The sequence below is a fragment of the Rhodococcus erythropolis NBRC 15567 genome, from assembly GCF_001552595.1.
Classification (GTDB): Bacteria; Actinomycetota; Actinomycetes; order Mycobacteriales; family Mycobacteriaceae; genus Rhodococcus_F; species Rhodococcus_F erythropolis.
Genome location: NZ_BCRM01000026.1, coordinates 69,344 through 85,910, shown reverse-complemented (window position 1 = coordinate 85,910; position 16,567 = coordinate 69,344). Strand labels below are relative to the sequence as shown.

Annotated in this window: 17 protein-coding genes and 1 pseudogene; 14 read left to right on the top strand and 4 right to left on the bottom strand. The window is 61.3% G+C overall.

The window, feature by feature from the left end; translation table 11 throughout:
* Positions 1–127 precede the first annotated feature (127 nt).
* The 5 genes and pseudogenes from RE4_RS25600 (at position 128) to RE4_RS25580 (ending at position 4,575) form a co-directional block, all read left to right on the top strand.
* Complete coding sequence (locus RE4_RS25600) at positions 128–1,393, top strand: IS256 family transposase (protein WP_024488126.1); 1,266 nt, start codon at positions 128–130, stop codon at positions 1,391–1,393.
* A 55-nt stretch (positions 1,394–1,448) separates the two neighbouring features.
* A pseudogene (locus RE4_RS25595) lies at positions 1,449–1,622 on the top strand (magnesium chelatase subunit ChlI family protein); the annotation flags it as partial.
* Positions 1,619–2,746 (top strand): DNA-processing protein DprA, encoded by a 1,128-nt coding sequence (dprA, locus tag RE4_RS25590; RefSeq protein WP_060939596.1) that lies wholly within the window; start codon positions 1,619–1,621, stop codon positions 2,744–2,746. The pseudogene RE4_RS25595 and the gene dprA, both read left to right, overlap by 4 nt.
* Positions 2,747–3,149: 403 nt before the next feature.
* Positions 3,150–3,509 (top strand): histone-like nucleoid-structuring protein Lsr2, encoded by a 360-nt coding sequence (locus RE4_RS25585; protein WP_003942721.1) that lies wholly within the window; start codon positions 3,150–3,152, stop codon positions 3,507–3,509.
* A gap of 295 nt (positions 3,510–3,804) precedes the next feature.
* A complete protein-coding gene (locus tag RE4_RS25580) occupies positions 3,805–4,575 on the top strand; it encodes a siderophore-interacting protein (protein ID WP_060939595.1) in 771 nt (256 codons plus the stop codon).
* Here RE4_RS25580 and RE4_RS25575 read toward each other — a convergent pair.
* Positions 4,572–5,744, bottom strand: coding sequence for a multidrug effflux MFS transporter (locus tag RE4_RS25575; RefSeq protein WP_060939594.1), 1,173 nt, complete (start codon positions 5,742–5,744; stop codon positions 4,572–4,574). The two genes, RE4_RS25580 and RE4_RS25575, sit on opposite strands and share 4 nt — an antisense overlap.
* Before the next feature lie 84 nt (positions 5,745–5,828).
* Between RE4_RS25575 and RE4_RS25570 the strand changes: the two genes are divergently transcribed.
* Together RE4_RS25570 and RE4_RS25565 are read left to right on the top strand one after the other, a co-directional pair.
* Positions 5,829–6,755 carry a tyrosine recombinase XerC gene (locus RE4_RS25570; RefSeq protein ID WP_031331262.1) on the top strand — a complete coding sequence of 309 codons (927 nt, stop codon included), beginning with the start codon at positions 5,829–5,831 and terminating at the stop codon, positions 6,753–6,755.
* A 122-nt stretch (positions 6,756–6,877) separates the two neighbouring features.
* Complete coding sequence (locus tag RE4_RS25565) at positions 6,878–7,987, top strand: MinD/ParA family ATP-binding protein (protein ID WP_019747985.1); 1,110 nt, start codon at positions 6,878–6,880, stop codon at positions 7,985–7,987.
* A gap of 25 nt (positions 7,988–8,012) precedes the next feature.
* Here RE4_RS25565 and RE4_RS25560 read toward each other — a convergent pair whose 3' ends face one another.
* A complete protein-coding gene (locus RE4_RS25560) occupies positions 8,013–8,507 on the bottom strand; it encodes a M23 family metallopeptidase (protein ID WP_166655215.1) in 495 nt (164 codons plus the stop codon).
* 313 nt (positions 8,508–8,820) lie between these two features.
* Here RE4_RS25560 and rpsB point away from each other — a divergent pair, with 313 nt between their 5' ends.
* From rpsB to RE4_RS25530, 6 genes are all read left to right on the top strand, one after another.
* Complete coding sequence (gene rpsB, locus RE4_RS25555) at positions 8,821–9,678, top strand: 30S ribosomal protein S2 (RefSeq protein ID WP_003942709.1); 858 nt, start codon at positions 8,821–8,823, stop codon at positions 9,676–9,678.
* A 152-nt stretch (positions 9,679–9,830) separates the two neighbouring features.
* The gene (gene tsf, locus RE4_RS25550) at positions 9,831–10,658 is read left to right on the top strand and encodes a translation elongation factor Ts (protein ID WP_019747987.1); all 828 of its coding nucleotides are present in this window, start codon (positions 9,831–9,833) and stop codon (positions 10,656–10,658) included.
* Positions 10,659–10,858: 200 nt separating this feature from the next.
* Positions 10,859–11,587, top strand: a complete 729-nt coding sequence (pyrH, locus tag RE4_RS25545) for a UMP kinase (protein WP_019747988.1) — start codon at positions 10,859–10,861, stop codon at positions 11,585–11,587.
* Between the two features lie 43 nt (positions 11,588–11,630).
* Complete coding sequence (gene frr, locus RE4_RS25540) at positions 11,631–12,188, top strand: ribosome recycling factor (RefSeq protein WP_003942777.1); 558 nt, start codon at positions 11,631–11,633, stop codon at positions 12,186–12,188.
* A 48-nt stretch (positions 12,189–12,236) separates the two neighbouring features.
* Positions 12,237–13,133 (top strand): phosphatidate cytidylyltransferase, encoded by an 897-nt coding sequence (locus tag RE4_RS25535; RefSeq protein WP_003942673.1) that lies wholly within the window; start codon positions 12,237–12,239, stop codon positions 13,131–13,133.
* 6 nt (positions 13,134–13,139) lie between these two features.
* On the top strand, positions 13,140–13,868 hold the full coding sequence (locus tag RE4_RS25530; RefSeq protein ID WP_060939592.1) for a class I SAM-dependent methyltransferase: 729 nt from the start codon (positions 13,140–13,142) through the stop codon (positions 13,866–13,868).
* A gap of 79 nt (positions 13,869–13,947) precedes the next feature.
* Here the strand turns inward: RE4_RS25530 and RE4_RS25525 are convergent, their stop codons facing one another.
* Positions 13,948–14,790: an HpcH/HpaI aldolase/citrate lyase family protein gene (locus tag RE4_RS25525; protein ID WP_060939591.1), complete on the bottom strand. Its 843-nt coding sequence runs from the start codon at positions 14,788–14,790 to the stop codon at positions 13,948–13,950.
* A gap of 95 nt (positions 14,791–14,885) precedes the next feature.
* Positions 14,886–15,296: a LapA family protein gene (locus RE4_RS25520; RefSeq protein WP_174531790.1), complete on the bottom strand. Its 411-nt coding sequence runs from the start codon at positions 15,294–15,296 to the stop codon at positions 14,886–14,888.
* Between the two features lie 102 nt (positions 15,297–15,398).
* Here RE4_RS25520 and rlmN point away from each other — a divergent pair, with 102 nt between their 5' ends.
* On the top strand, positions 15,399–16,508 hold the full coding sequence (gene rlmN, locus RE4_RS25515) for a dual-specificity RNA methyltransferase RlmN (RefSeq protein WP_019747992.1): 1,110 nt from the start codon (positions 15,399–15,401) through the stop codon (positions 16,506–16,508).
* Positions 16,509–16,567 lie beyond the last annotated feature (59 nt).

Sequence of the window (16,567 nt, the reverse complement as noted above, 5' to 3'; positions counted from 1 at the left end):
TTGAGTCCAGCAGAGTGGTGTACGACCACTCGTCCTGAAACTGTGGGCGTGTCGCTACCCCGATGAGGACGGCCACCGCGTGATTCTTCAAGAGAGCTACCAACTCGACCTGAAGAGAGAACACGCGATGACCGATCACAACTTTATCGACCCCGAAAAGTTTCTGTCCGACCAACTCGCCGCAGCGAGCCCCGACCTGCTCCGATCGATGCTCGGAACGTTCATCACCGCGCTGATGGGCGCCGAAGCGGACAGCCTGTGCGGTGCCGGATACGGCGAACGTACCGACGACCGCGTCAACTCGCGCAACGGTTACCGGCACCGCGACTTCGACACTCGTGCAGGAACACTCGACATCCCGATCCCGAAGTTGCGTCAGGGCTCGTATTTCCCTGATTGGCTGCTCGAGCGCCGCAAGCGCGCCGAGCGTGCCCTGACCTCTGTCGTGGCAACCTGCTATCTGCTTGGGGTGTCGACGCGGCGGATGGAGAAACTCGTCGAATCGTTGGGCATCAACAGCTTGTCGAAGTCGCAGGTGTCGATCATGTCTCGTGACCTCGACGAACACGTCGAATCGTTCCGTACTCGGCCACTTGATCAAGGCCCGTACACGTTCGTCGCCGCCGATGCATTGGTGCTCAAAGTTCGGGAGAACGGGCGCGTGATGAACGTGCACGCCTTGTTGGCGGTCGGGATCAATCGCGACGGGCACCGAGAAATTTTGGGTGTCGACGTCTCGTCCGGGGAGGACAAAGCCGGTTGGTTGACGTTCTTCCGCGGTCTGGTCGCCCGCGGATTGACCGGCGTGAAGTTGGTGACCTCCGATGCCCATGCCGGCCTTGTGGCGTCGATCGGGGCGACACTGCCTGGTGCATCGTGGCAACGCTGCCGCACCCACTACGCGGTCAATCTCATGTCGATCACCCCGAAAACGCAGTGGCCGTGGGTGAAGACGATGCTGCATTCGATTTACGATCAACCAGACCGGAAAGGTGTTGAGGAACAGTATGATCGGATGCTCGATGCGGTGTCTGGCAAGCTTCCGAAGGTGGCGGCGCATCTCGATGATGCCCGCGCCGAGTTGCTTGCGTTCACCGGGTTTCCGAAGGAGATCTGGCGTCAGATCTGGTCTAACAATCCACAGGAACGACTCAACAAGGAGATCCGTCGGCGGACCGATGTCGTCGGCATTTTCCCTGACCGTACCTCCCTGATCCGGCTCGTCGGAGCGGTGCTCGCCGAGCAACACGACGAGTGGACCGAAGGCCGTCGATACCTCGGACTGGACGTCTTGGCTCGCTCCCGAGTAAGTCTCGTTACCTCGGAAACCGGTGACGACAACACAATTGATGAGGAGATGAACTCGACTACCTCTGCTGCACTGACAGCCTGAACGAGGAGATCGCGCAGTGCCCGTCCTCACACACCACACATTTGGACTTGACCCGCGTGCGGCGCTGGCGCCGGTGGAACGGGCGCTGCGCAAAGGTGTCATCACTGCTCGTGGGGCGGACCGAGCGTTGCGGGTTGCCTGGAGTGTCGCCGATCTGGCAGGTGAGGCGATGCCCGGACCAGACCAAGTTGTCACCGCACTCGACTTCCGAGACAGGGGATTCCAATGACTGCACACGATCCGCGACTACTCGCTTGGGCATATCTGTCCCGCGTCGTGCAGGGCCCAAGCGCGTATATGTCCATGTTGATCGACGAGCTCGGGGTCGAAGAAACTGCGAGGGCGGTCCGCAACGGCGAGCTGCCACCCGCAATCGAGGAGAAGACGCGAGCCCGCGCTCACATCGACACAGCCCAACGAGACCTCGACCTGATGGAGGCAATGGGTGGCAGACTCGTAACACCGAACTGCGCCGATTGGCCGGCGTGGCGAATGCTTTCCTTCGACGGACTCGATGCCTCCGGGGGTGAGACGGCGCCATTTGTGTTGTGGGTGTTGGGGTCCGGGGATTTGGTTGATCTGACCGAGAGATCGGTTGGGATTGTCGGTACGCGGGCGTCTACTGCGTACGGCGAACACGTGACGGCAGAGATTGCCGGTGACCTCGCTGTCGACGGATGGACCGTGATTTCCGGGGCGGCCTTCGGTATCGACGGGGCCGCGCACCGCGCTGCATTGGGCGTAGGTGGAAACACACTGGCTGTCTTGGCCTGTGGGGTCGATCGAGCGTATCCGTCAGGGCATGCGCGACTACTCAAACAGATAGCGAGTTCGGGTGCAGTGATAAGTGAATATCCACCGGGCACAACACCTGCAAAGTTCCGGTTTCTGGCGAGGAATCGACTGGTAGCTGCGTTGTCGGACGGAGTAGTGGTGGTCGAGGCGGGTTGGCGCAGTGGTGCACGCAATACCGCCAATTGGGCCCGGAAATTGGGCCGCCCGGTAATGGCGGTGCCCGGGCCGGTTACTTCGGCATCGTCGACCGGATGTCACCGGATGATCCGCGAAGGTGAAGCGCAACTCGTTTCCAATGCCGTGGATGTAGTCGAAGCGTCAGGTCCATTTGGTGTCGGGGATTCCGCGGAGGATGCAGCCGCTACACGTGACATCGACGCATTGCGGGGCAATTCTCGATTGGTATACGAAGCATTGCCGGGAACAGGTTCACGTAGTACGCGTGAGCTGTCCGAGGAATCGGGATTGCTCATAACGCAGGTTCGTGCAACTCTTCCTCTGCTCGAACTCGAGGGGTTTGCGAGTTCTGATTCGAGTGGATGGTTTCGGACGCGGTAGCGCGTGAACTTGATTGTGCTCGTCGGGTGGGCGGGTGGCGATGCCCACTAACCGTTCCGGCGAGAACGAAACTCGAATACCCTCGCGATGCTGGTAATTGCACGTCAGGACTGCTTTTCGTGAACTCGATCGGCCTGTGTGCAGCGTTATTCTCGACCCAGCTTTGCAGACCTGGCCGTGAATTTAACGGGCCTCAGGAAAGTCTCAGGTCAATGTGCTTTGAAGTCTGATTAGTCTGGATCCCCTGAGTGCGGGTATTGATTGGTGCGTCGTTAACCCGCTGCTAATTCGGACCATTGAGTCTGTTCGGAAATGGCACAGGTTTCCGGACTTCTTTTGTTCATCAACGCTCTATCTGTGTATTGTGAAGGAGAATTGAATCGATCATTGAAAGAGGAGTGCAATGGCTGAGAAGCTGATTCGGCAACTCATCGACGACCTTGACGGCAAGCCGATTGACGATGGATTCGGTGATCGAATTGAGTTCTCTTACCAGGGAACGGATTACGTGATCGATCTGCGCGCCACCAATGCAGAGAAGTTCGACGCTGCGGTGAAGCCGTTCGTCGAGGCGGCGGCGAAGGTGAGCGGGAAGCGTGGCAAGAAGGCGCAGGCTGCATCTCCGCAGGCCACGTCGGGTTCTGGCCGCTCCAAGGAGACGCTCCAGGCCATTCGTGATTGGGCGGGTAAGAACGGTTACGAAGTTGCTCCGCGCGGGCGTATCAAAGCGGAAATCATCGACGCTTTCGACGCTGCACACTAGGTTGAATTAATACCTCCTCTGGCCCCTGGCGAACCTCGCCGGGGGCCAGAGGCGTATTTTACTATTGCTTTGCTGAATTTCTCCGATAGCGATGTGCTGCCTGATCATGCACGAGTTCTGATTCGGAAATTTGGCTGCCACCGACGAATTTACCCGGCAGAGTGGTCGGTTTATTTCGTTGCGCACCGTGGTCTGTCGCGCGCGGGGCGGATGTGCCGGGGGAGGCATTTTGTCCATGCGCTGCAATTGTCGTGTACCTTAGTTAGGTAACACTAACTTTTGGAAGGATCTTTCTGTGGCCAAGCCGACAACTGCATTGACGGTTCTGCGGACCGAACAATTGACTCCCCATATGGTGCGAGTGTTTCTCGGGGGACCGGGCTTCGAGTCCTTCACTCCCAGCGAATACAGCGATTCCTATGTAAAGATCGAATTCGGCACTCCTGATCAGCCGATACTGCGCACCTACACGATTCGTTCGTACGATCTTGATGCCAAAGAGATTGCAATCGATTTTGTCGTCCACGGCGACATGGGAGTTGCAGGTCCGTGGGCCGCGTCCGTTCAGCCGGGCGCTGAGATTACCCTGCGTGGACCGGGTGGCGCGTTTTCGCCGTCACCATCCGCTGATTGGTATCTCTTCGTCGGAGACGAGACCGCAATACCTGCTATTACTGCTTCGATAGCGAGATTGGCGCCGGATGCGGTCGGCTACGCCGTCGTCGAAGTCGGGGGGCCGGAAGACGAAATCGCGCTCGATGCCCCGGAAGGTATTGCCGTGACCTGGCTGCATCGCGGAGCATCGTCCGATGCGGTCGGCGAAGAATTAGCTGGCGACAACGCTCCGGTTGTCGCCGCGGTCAAGGCACTCGAATGGTTACCGGGCGAACCGCACGTGTTCATTCACGGTGAAGCACAAGCCGTCATGCACAACCTCCGGCCGTACATTCGCAAGGAACGAAATGTCCCGGCGGCGGCTGCTTCTATTTCCGGCTATTGGCGTCGTGGTCGCACCGAAGAAGGCTTCCGGGTCTGGAAGTCCGAACTCGCCGCGGCCGAAATCTAACTCGCGGCGGCCTTGCCGCGAGTCAGCAACACGAGCGCAACGGCCGCAAGAACTCCGAAGGTGGGAATTGCGATTGCCATCGGCACGGCAGTGTCTTCTCCCGCAATTCCCACCAACGGCGAAACCAGCGCTGCCAAGCCGAACTGGCCCGCTCCCATCAGGGCTGAACCAGTTCCGGCCGCGTTGGTGACCTCTCCTTGGGCGAGAGCGGTTGCATTGCCCATGATGAACCCGATGCTCGAAATCGCCACGAACAGCGGGACCAAGATCAGCCATGTATTCGTGGAACTGAAAACCACGCTGGTACAGAACAATACGGCGCCGCCAATGAGGAGCAGGCACACCCCGAAACGCAGCAGCGTGCGAGCTCCGACGCGACCGAGCAGGCGAGTGGTGATCATCGCTGCCGTGACCATTCCGGTGGCGTTCACTGCGAACACGATCGAGAATTGTGACGGACTCAGCCCGAGAACATTCTGAACGACGAACGGTGACGCGGAGATGTACGCGAACAAGGCGCCGAATCCGAAGACGAATGCGAGCGCATATCCGAGGTAGTGCCGGTTTCGGACCACGTACTGCAGATTCGAGATCAGGGCCTTCAAACCACCGCCATGGCGTCGCTCGGGTGGAAGTGTCTCGGGAACGAGCAAAACGACACCAGCCACCATCACGGCGCCCGCGACAGCCAGGACCCAGAAGATTCCGCGCCATCCGACGGGGCCGAGAAGTGCGCCGCCGATCAGTGGCGCGACCACGGGAGCGATACCGCCGATGATCATCATGATGCTGAAGAGCTTCGCTGCGTCGTCGCCACGCGCTCGGTCGGCAATACAAGCGCGGGCGAGAACGATGGCAGCGCCTCCACTCAAGCCTTGGACGAGTCGTGCACCGATGAGAAACTCGATGTTCGGCGCCACAGCGCATGCCGCGCCGCTCAGTGCCGTGACGATTGTCGCGGCCAGCAGTATTCGTCGCCTGCCAAGTCCGTCGGAGATCGGACCGATGATCAGCTGGCCGATTCCGAGGCCTGCCATGAAGGTGGTCAGCGTGAGCTGAACGCTGGCCGCAGTAGTGTCGAGTGCATCCGCCATCAAAGGTAGGCCGGGCAGGTACATGTCGATGGACAGTGGAGCGATTGCGGAAATCAGTGCCAGTACACACAACATCTTCAGAGGAATTGCTCGATTCACCGATCAACCCTATCGGCGAGGGAGCTTGCAGTTTCAATCGCGGCGAGCGAGCGTGTGTTCATGACTGACGCATTGCCGGCGAGCTTGAGCGTTCACCTCGATGCGTATGCCGAGCACCTCCGACTGAGCCGAGGCCGGTCGGAACACACGATCCGCGCCTACGTCGGTGACGCGCGGGCATTGCTGACCCATTTCTCCGCGGGTTCGGAGAATGCAGATCTCGACCGCCTCGACCTAAGTGTCATGCGTTCGTGGTTGGCCGCCCAGAATGCCGTAGGAACAGCCCGTACGACGGTAGCTCGACGGGCTTCTTCGGCGCGTGGTTTCACTGCGTGGCTCGCGCAGACCGGACGTATTTCCGTCGACCCGGGCACGCGCCTGGCGGCTCCACCTGCTCGTCGCACGCTGCCGACGGTGCTGCGTCAGAGCCAGGCCCTCGACGCAATGGATGCAGCGGAAAGCGGTGCGCAGCAACAAGAGCCGCTCGCCCTGCGAGACCGACTCATCGTGGAATTGTTGTACTCCACCGGAATTCGCGTCGGCGAGTTGTGTGGACTGGACGTCGAGTCCGTCGATGCTGATCGACGTTTGCTTCGTGTCCTCGGCAAGGGGAACAAGGAGCGATCGGTGCCATACGGCCTGCCTGCAGAATCGGCACTGAACGGGTGGCTGGAGCACGGACGACCCGCGCTGAGTTCGGACAGGTCCGGGCGAGCATTGCTCCTCGGAGTTCGAGGCGGCCGGCTCGATCAGCGTCAGGCGCGTTCGGTGGTCCACGAAACCATGGCTGCAATTCCAGGGGCTCCCGACATGGGTCCGCACGGGCTTCGGCACTCGGCTGCGACACATTTGCTGGAGGGTGGTGCAGACCTTCGTGTGGTCCAAGAACTCCTCGGGCATGCGAGTTTGGCGACCACTCAGCTGTACACGCACGTGTCGGTCGAACGCCTTCGATCGGTCCACGATCAGGCCCATCCACGCGCCTAGATTGTGAAGCGACGCGAGTTCTCGGCCGGTATTTGGTAGCGTCGCAGCTCAGAAGAGTGAACAATCGGCAAGTTCGATCGTCGTGTCGAGACACTCGATGACATGCGAAATCCGGGGGATTCGTGAACCGCCAAGATGTGAAGCACCTGCCGAACAGCGGCCAACCGGCCTGGCTGTCCGAAGCGCCGCAACCGGCTCCCGAGCCGGCGCCGACGCCGGAGCCTGTGGCACGACTGCAAGAGGTCTGGACCACGCCACCGCCACCGTCGAGCCAACAGCAGGTGACAAACCAGGATCTGGTTGCCGAAGCTTTACTGAAACGCCCTAAACGGACGCCGCGTGGCGGATGGCGTAGGGGATTGCATCGTGCGACCGGAGGTGTGGTCAATCTGGGGGATTCGACCAACGAACAGCGCAACCGTGCACTGGCCGCCCGAATCGAGCAGCCGATCCGTAACGACTACCGAGTCGCTTTGCTCTCGCTCAAAGGGGGCGTGGGCAAGACGACGGTCACGGTCGGACTCGGTGCGACATTTGCTTCGCTTCGTGGTGACTGCGTCGTGGCGGTTGACGCCAATCCCGATTTCGGAACTTTGGCGCAACGTGTTCCGCTGCAGACCAATTCGACGGTGCGCGATCTGATTGCTGCTAGACCGGACATAAAGAGCTATTCGGACGTTCGAGTGCACACATCCCAGTCGTCGAGTCGTCTCGAGGTCCTGGCGAGTGAGCAGGATCCGGCGATTTCGGAGGCATTCAGCGAGGCGGACTATCGCCAGGTCATCGACATCTTGCAGGTCTACTACAACATCATCCTCACTGATTGCGGTACCGGGATCATGCACTCGGCGATGAACGGCGTTCTCGATCTTGCCAATTCGTTGGTTCTCGTCAGTTCGCCGGCAATCGACGGAGCGCGCAGCGCAGCGGCAACGCTCGATTGGCTTCAGTTGCACGGATACGGCCATCTGGTCGAACGGACCGTCGTCGTCATCAGCGCCGCCCGACCAGGGTCGAGCGTGATCGACATGGACGCTTTGGTGGACTATTTCATGCGTCGATGCCGCGCCGTCGAGGTCATTCCTTTCGACGAGCATCTCGCGGAGGGGTCGGTGATGGACCTCGAGTTGATGCGACCGGCCACCAGACGAGCGTTCATGGAACTGGCAGCGATGGTGGCCGACGACTTCGCGGACGCTGTGGGTCGGCACGCCGTTTCCGAGTGGCACTGATTCTGCGACCGATTTCTGCGACCGGTCAGCCTCCTTTCAATGGCTTGAGCCTGAGCGGTTGCGTCCGAACGAGTCCGAGTGGATCGAGATACTCGCGTCCACGGCGCAAGCCCCAGTGCAGACATGCTTCGACAGCACACCCTTCGTGCCCGGTTTCGAGGGTTCCGATCACGGCCCTGGCGGCGACGCGTTGACCTGCGCGAACGACTGCCACGACGGGTTCGTAGGTCGTGCGTAGGCCGCCGGAATGATCTATCGACACCGTCGGCTTTCCGGCGACCACTCCCGCGAACACCACAATGCCGTCGCCGGCCGCGAGGACGGATTGGCCGGCACTGCCGCCGAGATCGACCCCGCGATGACCCGGCAGCCAATTCTTGGCCGGTTTGTCGAAAGCGCGTTCCACGTGCGGCCGGGGAGCGAGCGGCCAGTCGAAACGCGTGTCTGCCGACGCCGTGCCTACGGCGACACAGCAGGAGATCACGGCAACGACCACTCCTCGTCGAGCTCCGAGCAACATCGTCATTCCTTGATCTTGCGTGGAGTCGCACGCACTTCAATGCAGATCAGACGGGTAATCCACAAGATGATCGCCGATCCACAACCGCCGGTTCGGTCTGTTGCTTACAGGGTGGTTATGGCATCCGCGGACAAGGACGTACACTTGTCGAGCGGTCTGTGCTCGCACAGTCCGACTTCGCGCGCCCGCGCACGTTTTCCGGCCTCGGCTGGTCCTGGTTCTCACGAAACAGGTCCGACGGCCGTGCGGGTGCCAGGGCAGGGATCACCCGATCGCCTGCATCAACCGGATTGAAAGTTTGAGGTACACAGCCATGGCTGTCGTAACCATGAAGCAGATGCTCGATAGTGGAACCCACTTCGGACATCAGACCCGTCGCTGGAACCCGAAGATGAAGCGATTCATCTTGACCGACCGCAACGGCATCTACATCATCGACCTCCAGCAGACGCTGACGTACATCGACAAGGCGTACGAGTTCGTCAAGGAGACCGTTGCCCACGGCGGCACCGTCCTCTTCGTCGGCACCAAGAAGCAGGCGCAGGAGTCCATCGCTTCCGAAGCGACTCGCGTCGGAATGCCCTACGTCAACCAGCGTTGGCTCGGCGGCATGCTCACCAACTTCACCACCGTTCACAAGCGTCTGCTTCGCCTCAAGGAGCTCGAGGCAATGGAGCAGACCGGTGGATTCGAAGGTCGCACCAAGAAGGAAATCCTCATGCTCACGCGTGAGATGACCAAGCTGGATCGCACCCTCGGTGGTATCCGCGACATGGCCAAGGTTCCTTCCGCGGTGTGGATCGTCGACACCAACAAGGAGCACCTGGCAGTTGCCGAGGCTCGCAAGCTGAACATCCCGGTCATCGCGATCCTGGACACCAACTGCGACCCCGACCTCGTCGACTACCCGATCCCGGGCAACGACGACGCCATCCGTTCCGCAGCACTGCTGACCAAGGTTGTCGCTTCCGCGGTTGCCGAAGGTGTGCAGGCACGTGCAGGACTGAGCGCCGACAAGGACGCGAAGCCCGAAGCCGGCGCAGGCGAGCCCCTCGCCGAGTGGGAGCAGGAACTGCTCTCGCAGGCAGCTCCGGCTGCAGAGGCTGAGGCAGCTCCGGCTGCAGAGGCTGAGGCAGCCCCCGCCGCAGAGGCACCGGCCACCGAGGCCTGATTCGTTGAAACCGGCCCTGACCAAGAGTTCTTTTGGTCAGGGCCGTTTCACCGTTAGGCCCGAGCACCACCGTCAGGCCGTGCTTCACCGCTAGGCCGTGCTTCACCGTTAGTCCTAGGTCCGAAACAGACACATGAGGAGGCTCGCTAATCATGGCGAACTACACCGCCGCTGACGTCAAGCGGCTCCGTGAGCTCACCGGCTCCGGAATGATGGCATGTAAGAACGCACTCGCAGATGCAGACGGCGATTTCGACAAGGCCGTCGAGCAGCTGCGCATCAAGGGCGCGAAGGATGTCGGAAAGCGCGCAGAGCGCACCACCGCTGAGGGTCTCGTCGTCGCCAAGGACGGCGTCATGATCGAGATCAACTGCGAGACCGACTTCGTCGCCAAGAACGACGAGTTCATCAAGCTGGCCGACGAGATCGTGACCGTCGCTGCTGCTGGCAAGCCTGCGGACCTCGACGCTCTCAAGGCGCTCGAGCTCGACGGCAAGACCATCGACACCGTCATTGCCGAGCAGTCCGCGAAGATCGGCGAGAAGCTCGAACTGAGCCGCGTCGCTTCCTTCGACGGCCCCGTTGCCGTTTACCTGCACAAGCGCAGCTCCGACTTGCCGCCCGCTGTCGGCGTTCTCATCGAGTACACCGGCGAAGGCGATGCTGCTGCTGAGGCCGCTCGCGGCGCTGCAATGCAGGTCGCAGCACTCAAGGCAAAGTACGTCACGCGTGACGAGGTTCCCGCTGAAATCGTCGCTTCCGAGCGTCACATCGCCGAGGAGACCGCCCGCGCAGAAGGCAAGCCCGAGCAGGCTCTGCCGAAGATCATCGAAGGCCGCGTCAACGGTTTCTTCAAGGACGTCGTTCTGACCGAGCAGTCTTCGGTCACGGACTCCAAGAAGACCGTCAAGGCGATCCTCGACGAGGCAGGCGTGACCATCAAGCGCTTCGTGCGTTTCGAGGTCGGCGCCTCCGCTTAATTCGGAGCCCGTACACATGGACCCCGCCTGAAGAGCATTTGCTCTACCGGCGGGGTCTACGTGTACCTGGGGCCTCCGATGAGGCAGGATAAGAGTGCTTCGGGACGAGTCCCGGGGGCTTTCCTATGTCGCGGTGTCCGATTCGGCGGCAGAAGAAGAATGAAGGACCTACAAGGTCTTGTATCGAACTGAGGAGAACAATGTCCGAACCAGCCAACGAACGTCCAGGATTCAAGCGGGTCCTGCTCAAACTCGGCGGCGAAATGTTCGGAGGCGGCAAAGTCGGTCTCGATCCCGACGTGGTCACCAAGGTGGCTGAGCAGATCGCAGAGGTCGTTCGATCGGGCGTGCAGGTTGCAGTGGTCATCGGCGGCGGAAACTTCTTCCGCGGAGCGGAACTGCAGCAGCGTGGCCTCGATCGCGCGCGCTCCGACTACATGGGCATGCTCGGCACCGTCATGAACTGCCTCGCTCTGCAGGATTTCCTGGAGAAGGCCGGCGTCGATTCTCGAGTGCAGACGGCAATCACCATGGGACAGGTCGCCGAGCCGTACCTTCCGCTTCGCGCACGTAGGCACCTCGAGAAGGGGCGCGTAGTCATCTTCGGTGCCGGGATGGGTATGCCCTACTTCTCCACCGACACCACTGCTGCGCAGCGCGCGCTGGAGATCGGTGCCGAGGTAGTGCTGATGGCCAAGGCCGTCGACGGCGTCTACTCGGCCGACCCGCGTATCGACCCGGACGCGACGATGTACGAACAGATCACGCACCGCGAGGTCATCGAACGTGAACTCAAGGTCGCGGACGCGACGGCGTTCAGCCTGTGCATGGACAACTCGATGCCGATGATGGTGTTCAACCTCCTCACCGAAGGAAACATCGCTCGCGCGGTGTCCGGTGAGAAGATCGGCACCCTGATCAAGTCGTGAGTGACACCCAAAAAATGATGCAGAACAACATGGAGGAACAGCCGTGATCGATGAAGCGCTCTTCGAGGCAGAAGAGAAGATGGAAAAGGCTGTCACGGTAGCCAAGGACGATCTCGGCTCGGTTCGCACCGGACGCGCGAACCCCGGTATGTTCTCGCGCATCGTGATCGACTACTACGGTTCGATCACGCCGATCACGCAGCTCGCGAGCATCAACGTCCCCGAGGCCCGCATGGTCATCGTCAAGCCGTACGAGGCTTCGCAGCTCAACGCGATCGAGACGGCGATCCGCAACTCGGATCTCGGTGTGAACCCGTCCAACGACGGCAGCATCATCCGCATCTCGGTTCCGCAGCTCACTGAAGAGCGTCGTCGTGAACTGGTGAAGCAGGCCAAGTCCAAGGGCGAGGACTCGAAGGTCACGCTGCGCAACATCCGCCGCAAGGCGATGGACGAACTCGGCCGGATCCAGAAGGACGGTGAAGCCGGCGAGGACGAGGTCGGTCGCGCAGAGAAAGAACTCGACAAGACCACGGCGAAGTACGTGCACACGGTCGAGGAACTCGTCAAGCACAAGGAAGCAGAGTTGATGGAGGTATAGCCTCCTCATTTGCAGTGTTTGTCGTCGGGAGTAGATCAGGGAGTTTGGGTGCACGCACAAGAGGGAACCGCCGGTGGTCCCGTCACGGACGGGCCTACGGGCGGCGCTGAGGGCGCGCAACCGCCGAAGTCGAAGGCGGGCAGGAACCTACCTGCCGCCATCGGCGTCGGAGCTGGTCTCGGAGCCTTGGTCATCGGCACTTTGATCTTCCTGCCCCCGGGATGGATCGCTGTCGTCGCGATCGCGATGTTCATCGCGACGTGGGAGGTCACCACGCGGCTTCGTGAAGCCGACATCGAGGTGCCGCGAATTCCCCTTCTCGTCGGAGGGCAAGCCACGATCTGGCTCGGCTGGCCGTGGGGACCGGTCGGGGTGCTCAGCGGATTCACCGCGACCGTCCTGGTGTGCATGGTGTGGCGGTTGTTCGACCACGGGCTCAAGGCGACCCCGAAGAACTTCCTGAGAGACACCTCCATCACGGTGTTCGTTCTGGCGTGGATCCCGCTGTTGGCGTCATTCGGTGCGTTGATGGTGCTCGAAGACGACGGCCCGGGTCGCGTTTTCGTCCTGATGATCGGTGTCGTGTGCTCCGACATCGGCGGTTACGCGGCCGGAGTGCTGTTCGGGAAGCACCCGATGGTGCCGGCTGTGAGCCCGAAGAAGTCCTGGGAAGGATTTGTCGGCTCTCTCATTTTCTGCGTCATCGGCAGCCTGCTTTCGGTGACGTTGATCCTCGACGCGAACTCGATGATCGGCGTCCTGCTCGGTGTCGTCCTGGTGGTAGTCGCGACGGTCGGAGACCTGATCGAATCGCAGATCAAGCGTGAACTCGGCATCAAGGACATGGGAACCCTGCTTCCCGGCCACGGCGGAATCATGGATCGCCTGGATTCACTCCTGCCGTCGGCATTTGTCACCTGGCTGATTCTGTACGCACTCGTCTGATTTCGCGTGCGTGATTTCTTCTCCGGCCGTTCCAAGCCGATCCCCAGCCCGAACATCTGGCATTGGCCGGACGTGTACGAAATCGAGAACCGCGCGCAGGACGTCGACGGTTCCATCTGGGCCGCGATGCGAGCCCAGGTCGACTGGTCTGGACGCGACGTCGTCGACGTCGGCTGTGGGGCGGGGTTCCATCTACCGGAGTTCGCTCGTACTGCCCGTCGTGTTGTCGGAGTGGAGCCGCACGCGCCGCTGGTGAAGGCCGCGCGGGAACGAACCCGCGATTCGGCGTCGATCGACGTAGTCCAGGGTTCAGCAGAGTCCACGAGTCTGGTGGATGCTTCAGTCGATCTCGTTCATGCCCGTACGGCGTACTTTTTCGGCAAAGGCTGCGGCCCGGGAATTCGTGAAGCCATGCGCATCCTGAGGCCCGGGGGAGCCCTGCTGATCGTGGATCTCGATGTGAGCGCCGGCCCGTACGGAGAGTGGATGAGGGCGGATCTGCCCAAATACGATCCCGCGGCGGTCGAAGGATTCTTCGAGGCTCAAGGGTTCTCGCTCACGCGTGTCGACGCCCGGTGGGAGTTCGAGAATCGAGACGACTTGCGGCGGGTACTCGGAATCGAGTTCACCGAGAAGACTGCCGAGCGTGCGTTCTCGCAAGTAACGGGATTGGGCTTCACGGTGCGATACCGGATCCATGTTCGGTCCAAACCACGATCACTCGAACTTGCGTGAAAGCGGGCTCAAAAGACGAACGTCAGGCGCTCCGACTTGAGCGCCTGACGTTTTCTGCACCGATTCAGTAGTAAAAAAATCAGTGATCGGTGGGGATGTGGAACAGGGTGGCGAGCTTGTGAATCTTCTTCGCCTTGGCGAGCTTGGGCAGGTCGCTGCCATCGCGCACGCGTGAGCCGTCTTCGCCGAGATCGTCGATGACATTCTGAGCCCAGATCGCGTCGGCCACGGATGGACTCAGTCCCGCGTTGACGGGGGCAGTCTGCGCGGTGGTCATGCAGAGTTTGCCGGCCATACCGAGTGACAAGGTGATCGCACAGTCTCGGGCGAGCAGATCCAGATCGGGGCCGAGCGTGGGACCGTCGATCGGCGGAGCGATGCGTGCCGCGCGGCTGGCGATGGTGAGCCGCGAACGCGGGTACGACATCGACGTGGGGGAGTCGTCCATCCCAGTGTCGCGCCGGAAGTCGCCGCTGCCGAATGCGAGACGGAAGATGCCGTCTGTGCGTGCGATCTCGGGCGCAGCCTCGAGTCCTACCGCGGATTCGACGAGAGCAAGAATCTTGGTGCCTTCGGGAAGTCGCTCGGCCGTGGCGTCGGCCTGCTGACCGCTTTCGGTCTTTGCGAGCATGACACCCTCGAGTCCGGGGAGGCCCGCGAGTGCGGCCAGATCCTCTTCCCAGAACGGTGTCGTGGCATCGTTGATCCGAACCCAGGCGTGATTGTGTTCGCTCAGGAATGCGGTGACGTCGCGGCGGGCCGCCGGTTTGTTGGGTGCGGTGACGGCATCCTCGAGGTCGAGAATGACGGCGTCGGCCGCACTCGCGAGTGCGGCGTCGAAGGTGTCCGGTTTGGACGCGGGGACGAGGAGCCAGGATCTTGCCTGCTGTGGGGCAATTCGCGAGGTCACAGGTCTCTCCATGTGAGTAGTCACATCAGGGCCTTTCCGGTGATTTCCACGACATCAATGATGCCTGCTGGCCCATCGATCGACCCAATTGCGTAACTAGATTTCAGTCACATCTGCCGCTTCGCTGCGCGCCGGATCTGAATGATGCGAACCCCGCCTGCCAACGCCATGATCAATGCGCCCGCGATCGCGGAGAGCAGGATCGTGATTCCGAGCGGAAAGTCGATCTGCCAGGCGAGGATCTTGACGGAGACGCTCTCGAGGTTCTGCAAGATGAACACCAGCAGCATGATCAGCACAATTGCGCCTATGACCAGGCCAACCCACGTCGTCGCAGCCCTGGTTCGGTCGGTGACCGACGTTCCGGTCGGCTCCGGTTCAGGCGTCGGTGTCGGTTCCGGATCGTGTTTTTCCACTGCCTTGTCCTCGCCCACCTTCGGAAGTTCCGGATCGGGACCGAAACCGTCGGCGGGGCCGTACACGGGGGAGTTCGACGGATCCTCTGGTGTGGTTGACATGACATGATCATCACGCAACCTGCGCAAAGTTGCACGGGTAATCCGGCCACAATCGGGTGGCAGTGGGGTAGCACCCCAAAACAATGGGACAATGGTGTAACTATGGCTGCCTCTCTTCCCCTCGTTTTCACTGCACCCAAGCGCGGAATGCCTCCACGGCACCTCGCCGATCTCGATTCCGCCGAGCGCAAAGAAGCGGTGAAAGAGCTCGGCCTTCCGGCTTTCCGGGCCGATCAGCTCGCGCGTCAGTACTACGCGCGGCTCGAAGCCGATCCCGAGAAGATGACCGATCTCCCCGCATCGGTACGCGAGAAGGTGGGGGAGTCGCTGTTCCCGACCTTGTTGACCCCGATCAAGCACCTCGCGTGCGATTCGGGCGACACTCGCAAGACCCTGTGGAAGGCGCATGACGGAACGCTGCTCGAAAGCGTCCTGATGCGCTATCCCGATCGGGCGACGCTCTGTATCTCGAGTCAGGCAGGCTGCGGAATGGCCTGCCCGTTCTGTGCGACGGGTCAGGGCGGCCTCGACCGCAACCTTTCGACCGCCGAGATCGTCGATCAGGTTCGCGAGGCAGCGGCCGCAATGCGCGACGGTGATGTTGCCGGCGGACCCGGACGCCTCTCGAACGTCGTGTTCATGGGTATGGGCGAGCCTTTGGCGAACTACAAGCGCGTGGTGGCAGCGGTACGACGCATCACTTCGCCCGCACCCGACGGGCTCGGCCTGTCTCAGCGGTCCGTGACGGTCTCGACCGTCGGCCTCGCTCCCGCTATCCGCAAGCTCGCTGACGAAGGCCTGAGCGTCACGCTGGCGGTATCGCTGCACACACCGGACGACGAACTGCGCGACACACTTGTGCCGGTCAACAATCGCTGGTCGGTGTCGGAGGTACTTCAGGCCGCCCGGTACTACGCAGACAAGACCGGTCGGCGTGTGTCCATCGAGTACGCGATGATCAAGAACGTCAACGATCAGCCGTGGCGCGCGGACATGCTGGGCAAGAAGCTGAAGAAAGCACTCGGCGGGTTGGTGCACGTCAACCTGATTCCGCTCAACCCGACTCCGGGTAGCGAGTGGGACGCGAGCCCCAAGGACGTCGAGCGTGAGTTCGTGCGTCGGGTCATCGCCCAGGGCGTCTCGTGCACCGTGCGCGATACGCGCGGTCAGGAAATCGCCGCAGCCTGTGGCCAGCTGGCAGCCGAGAACTGAAACCCTCCAGGCCTGAAAAACACATAAAGCGAAGGCCTCCACGAACTTTCGTTCGTGGA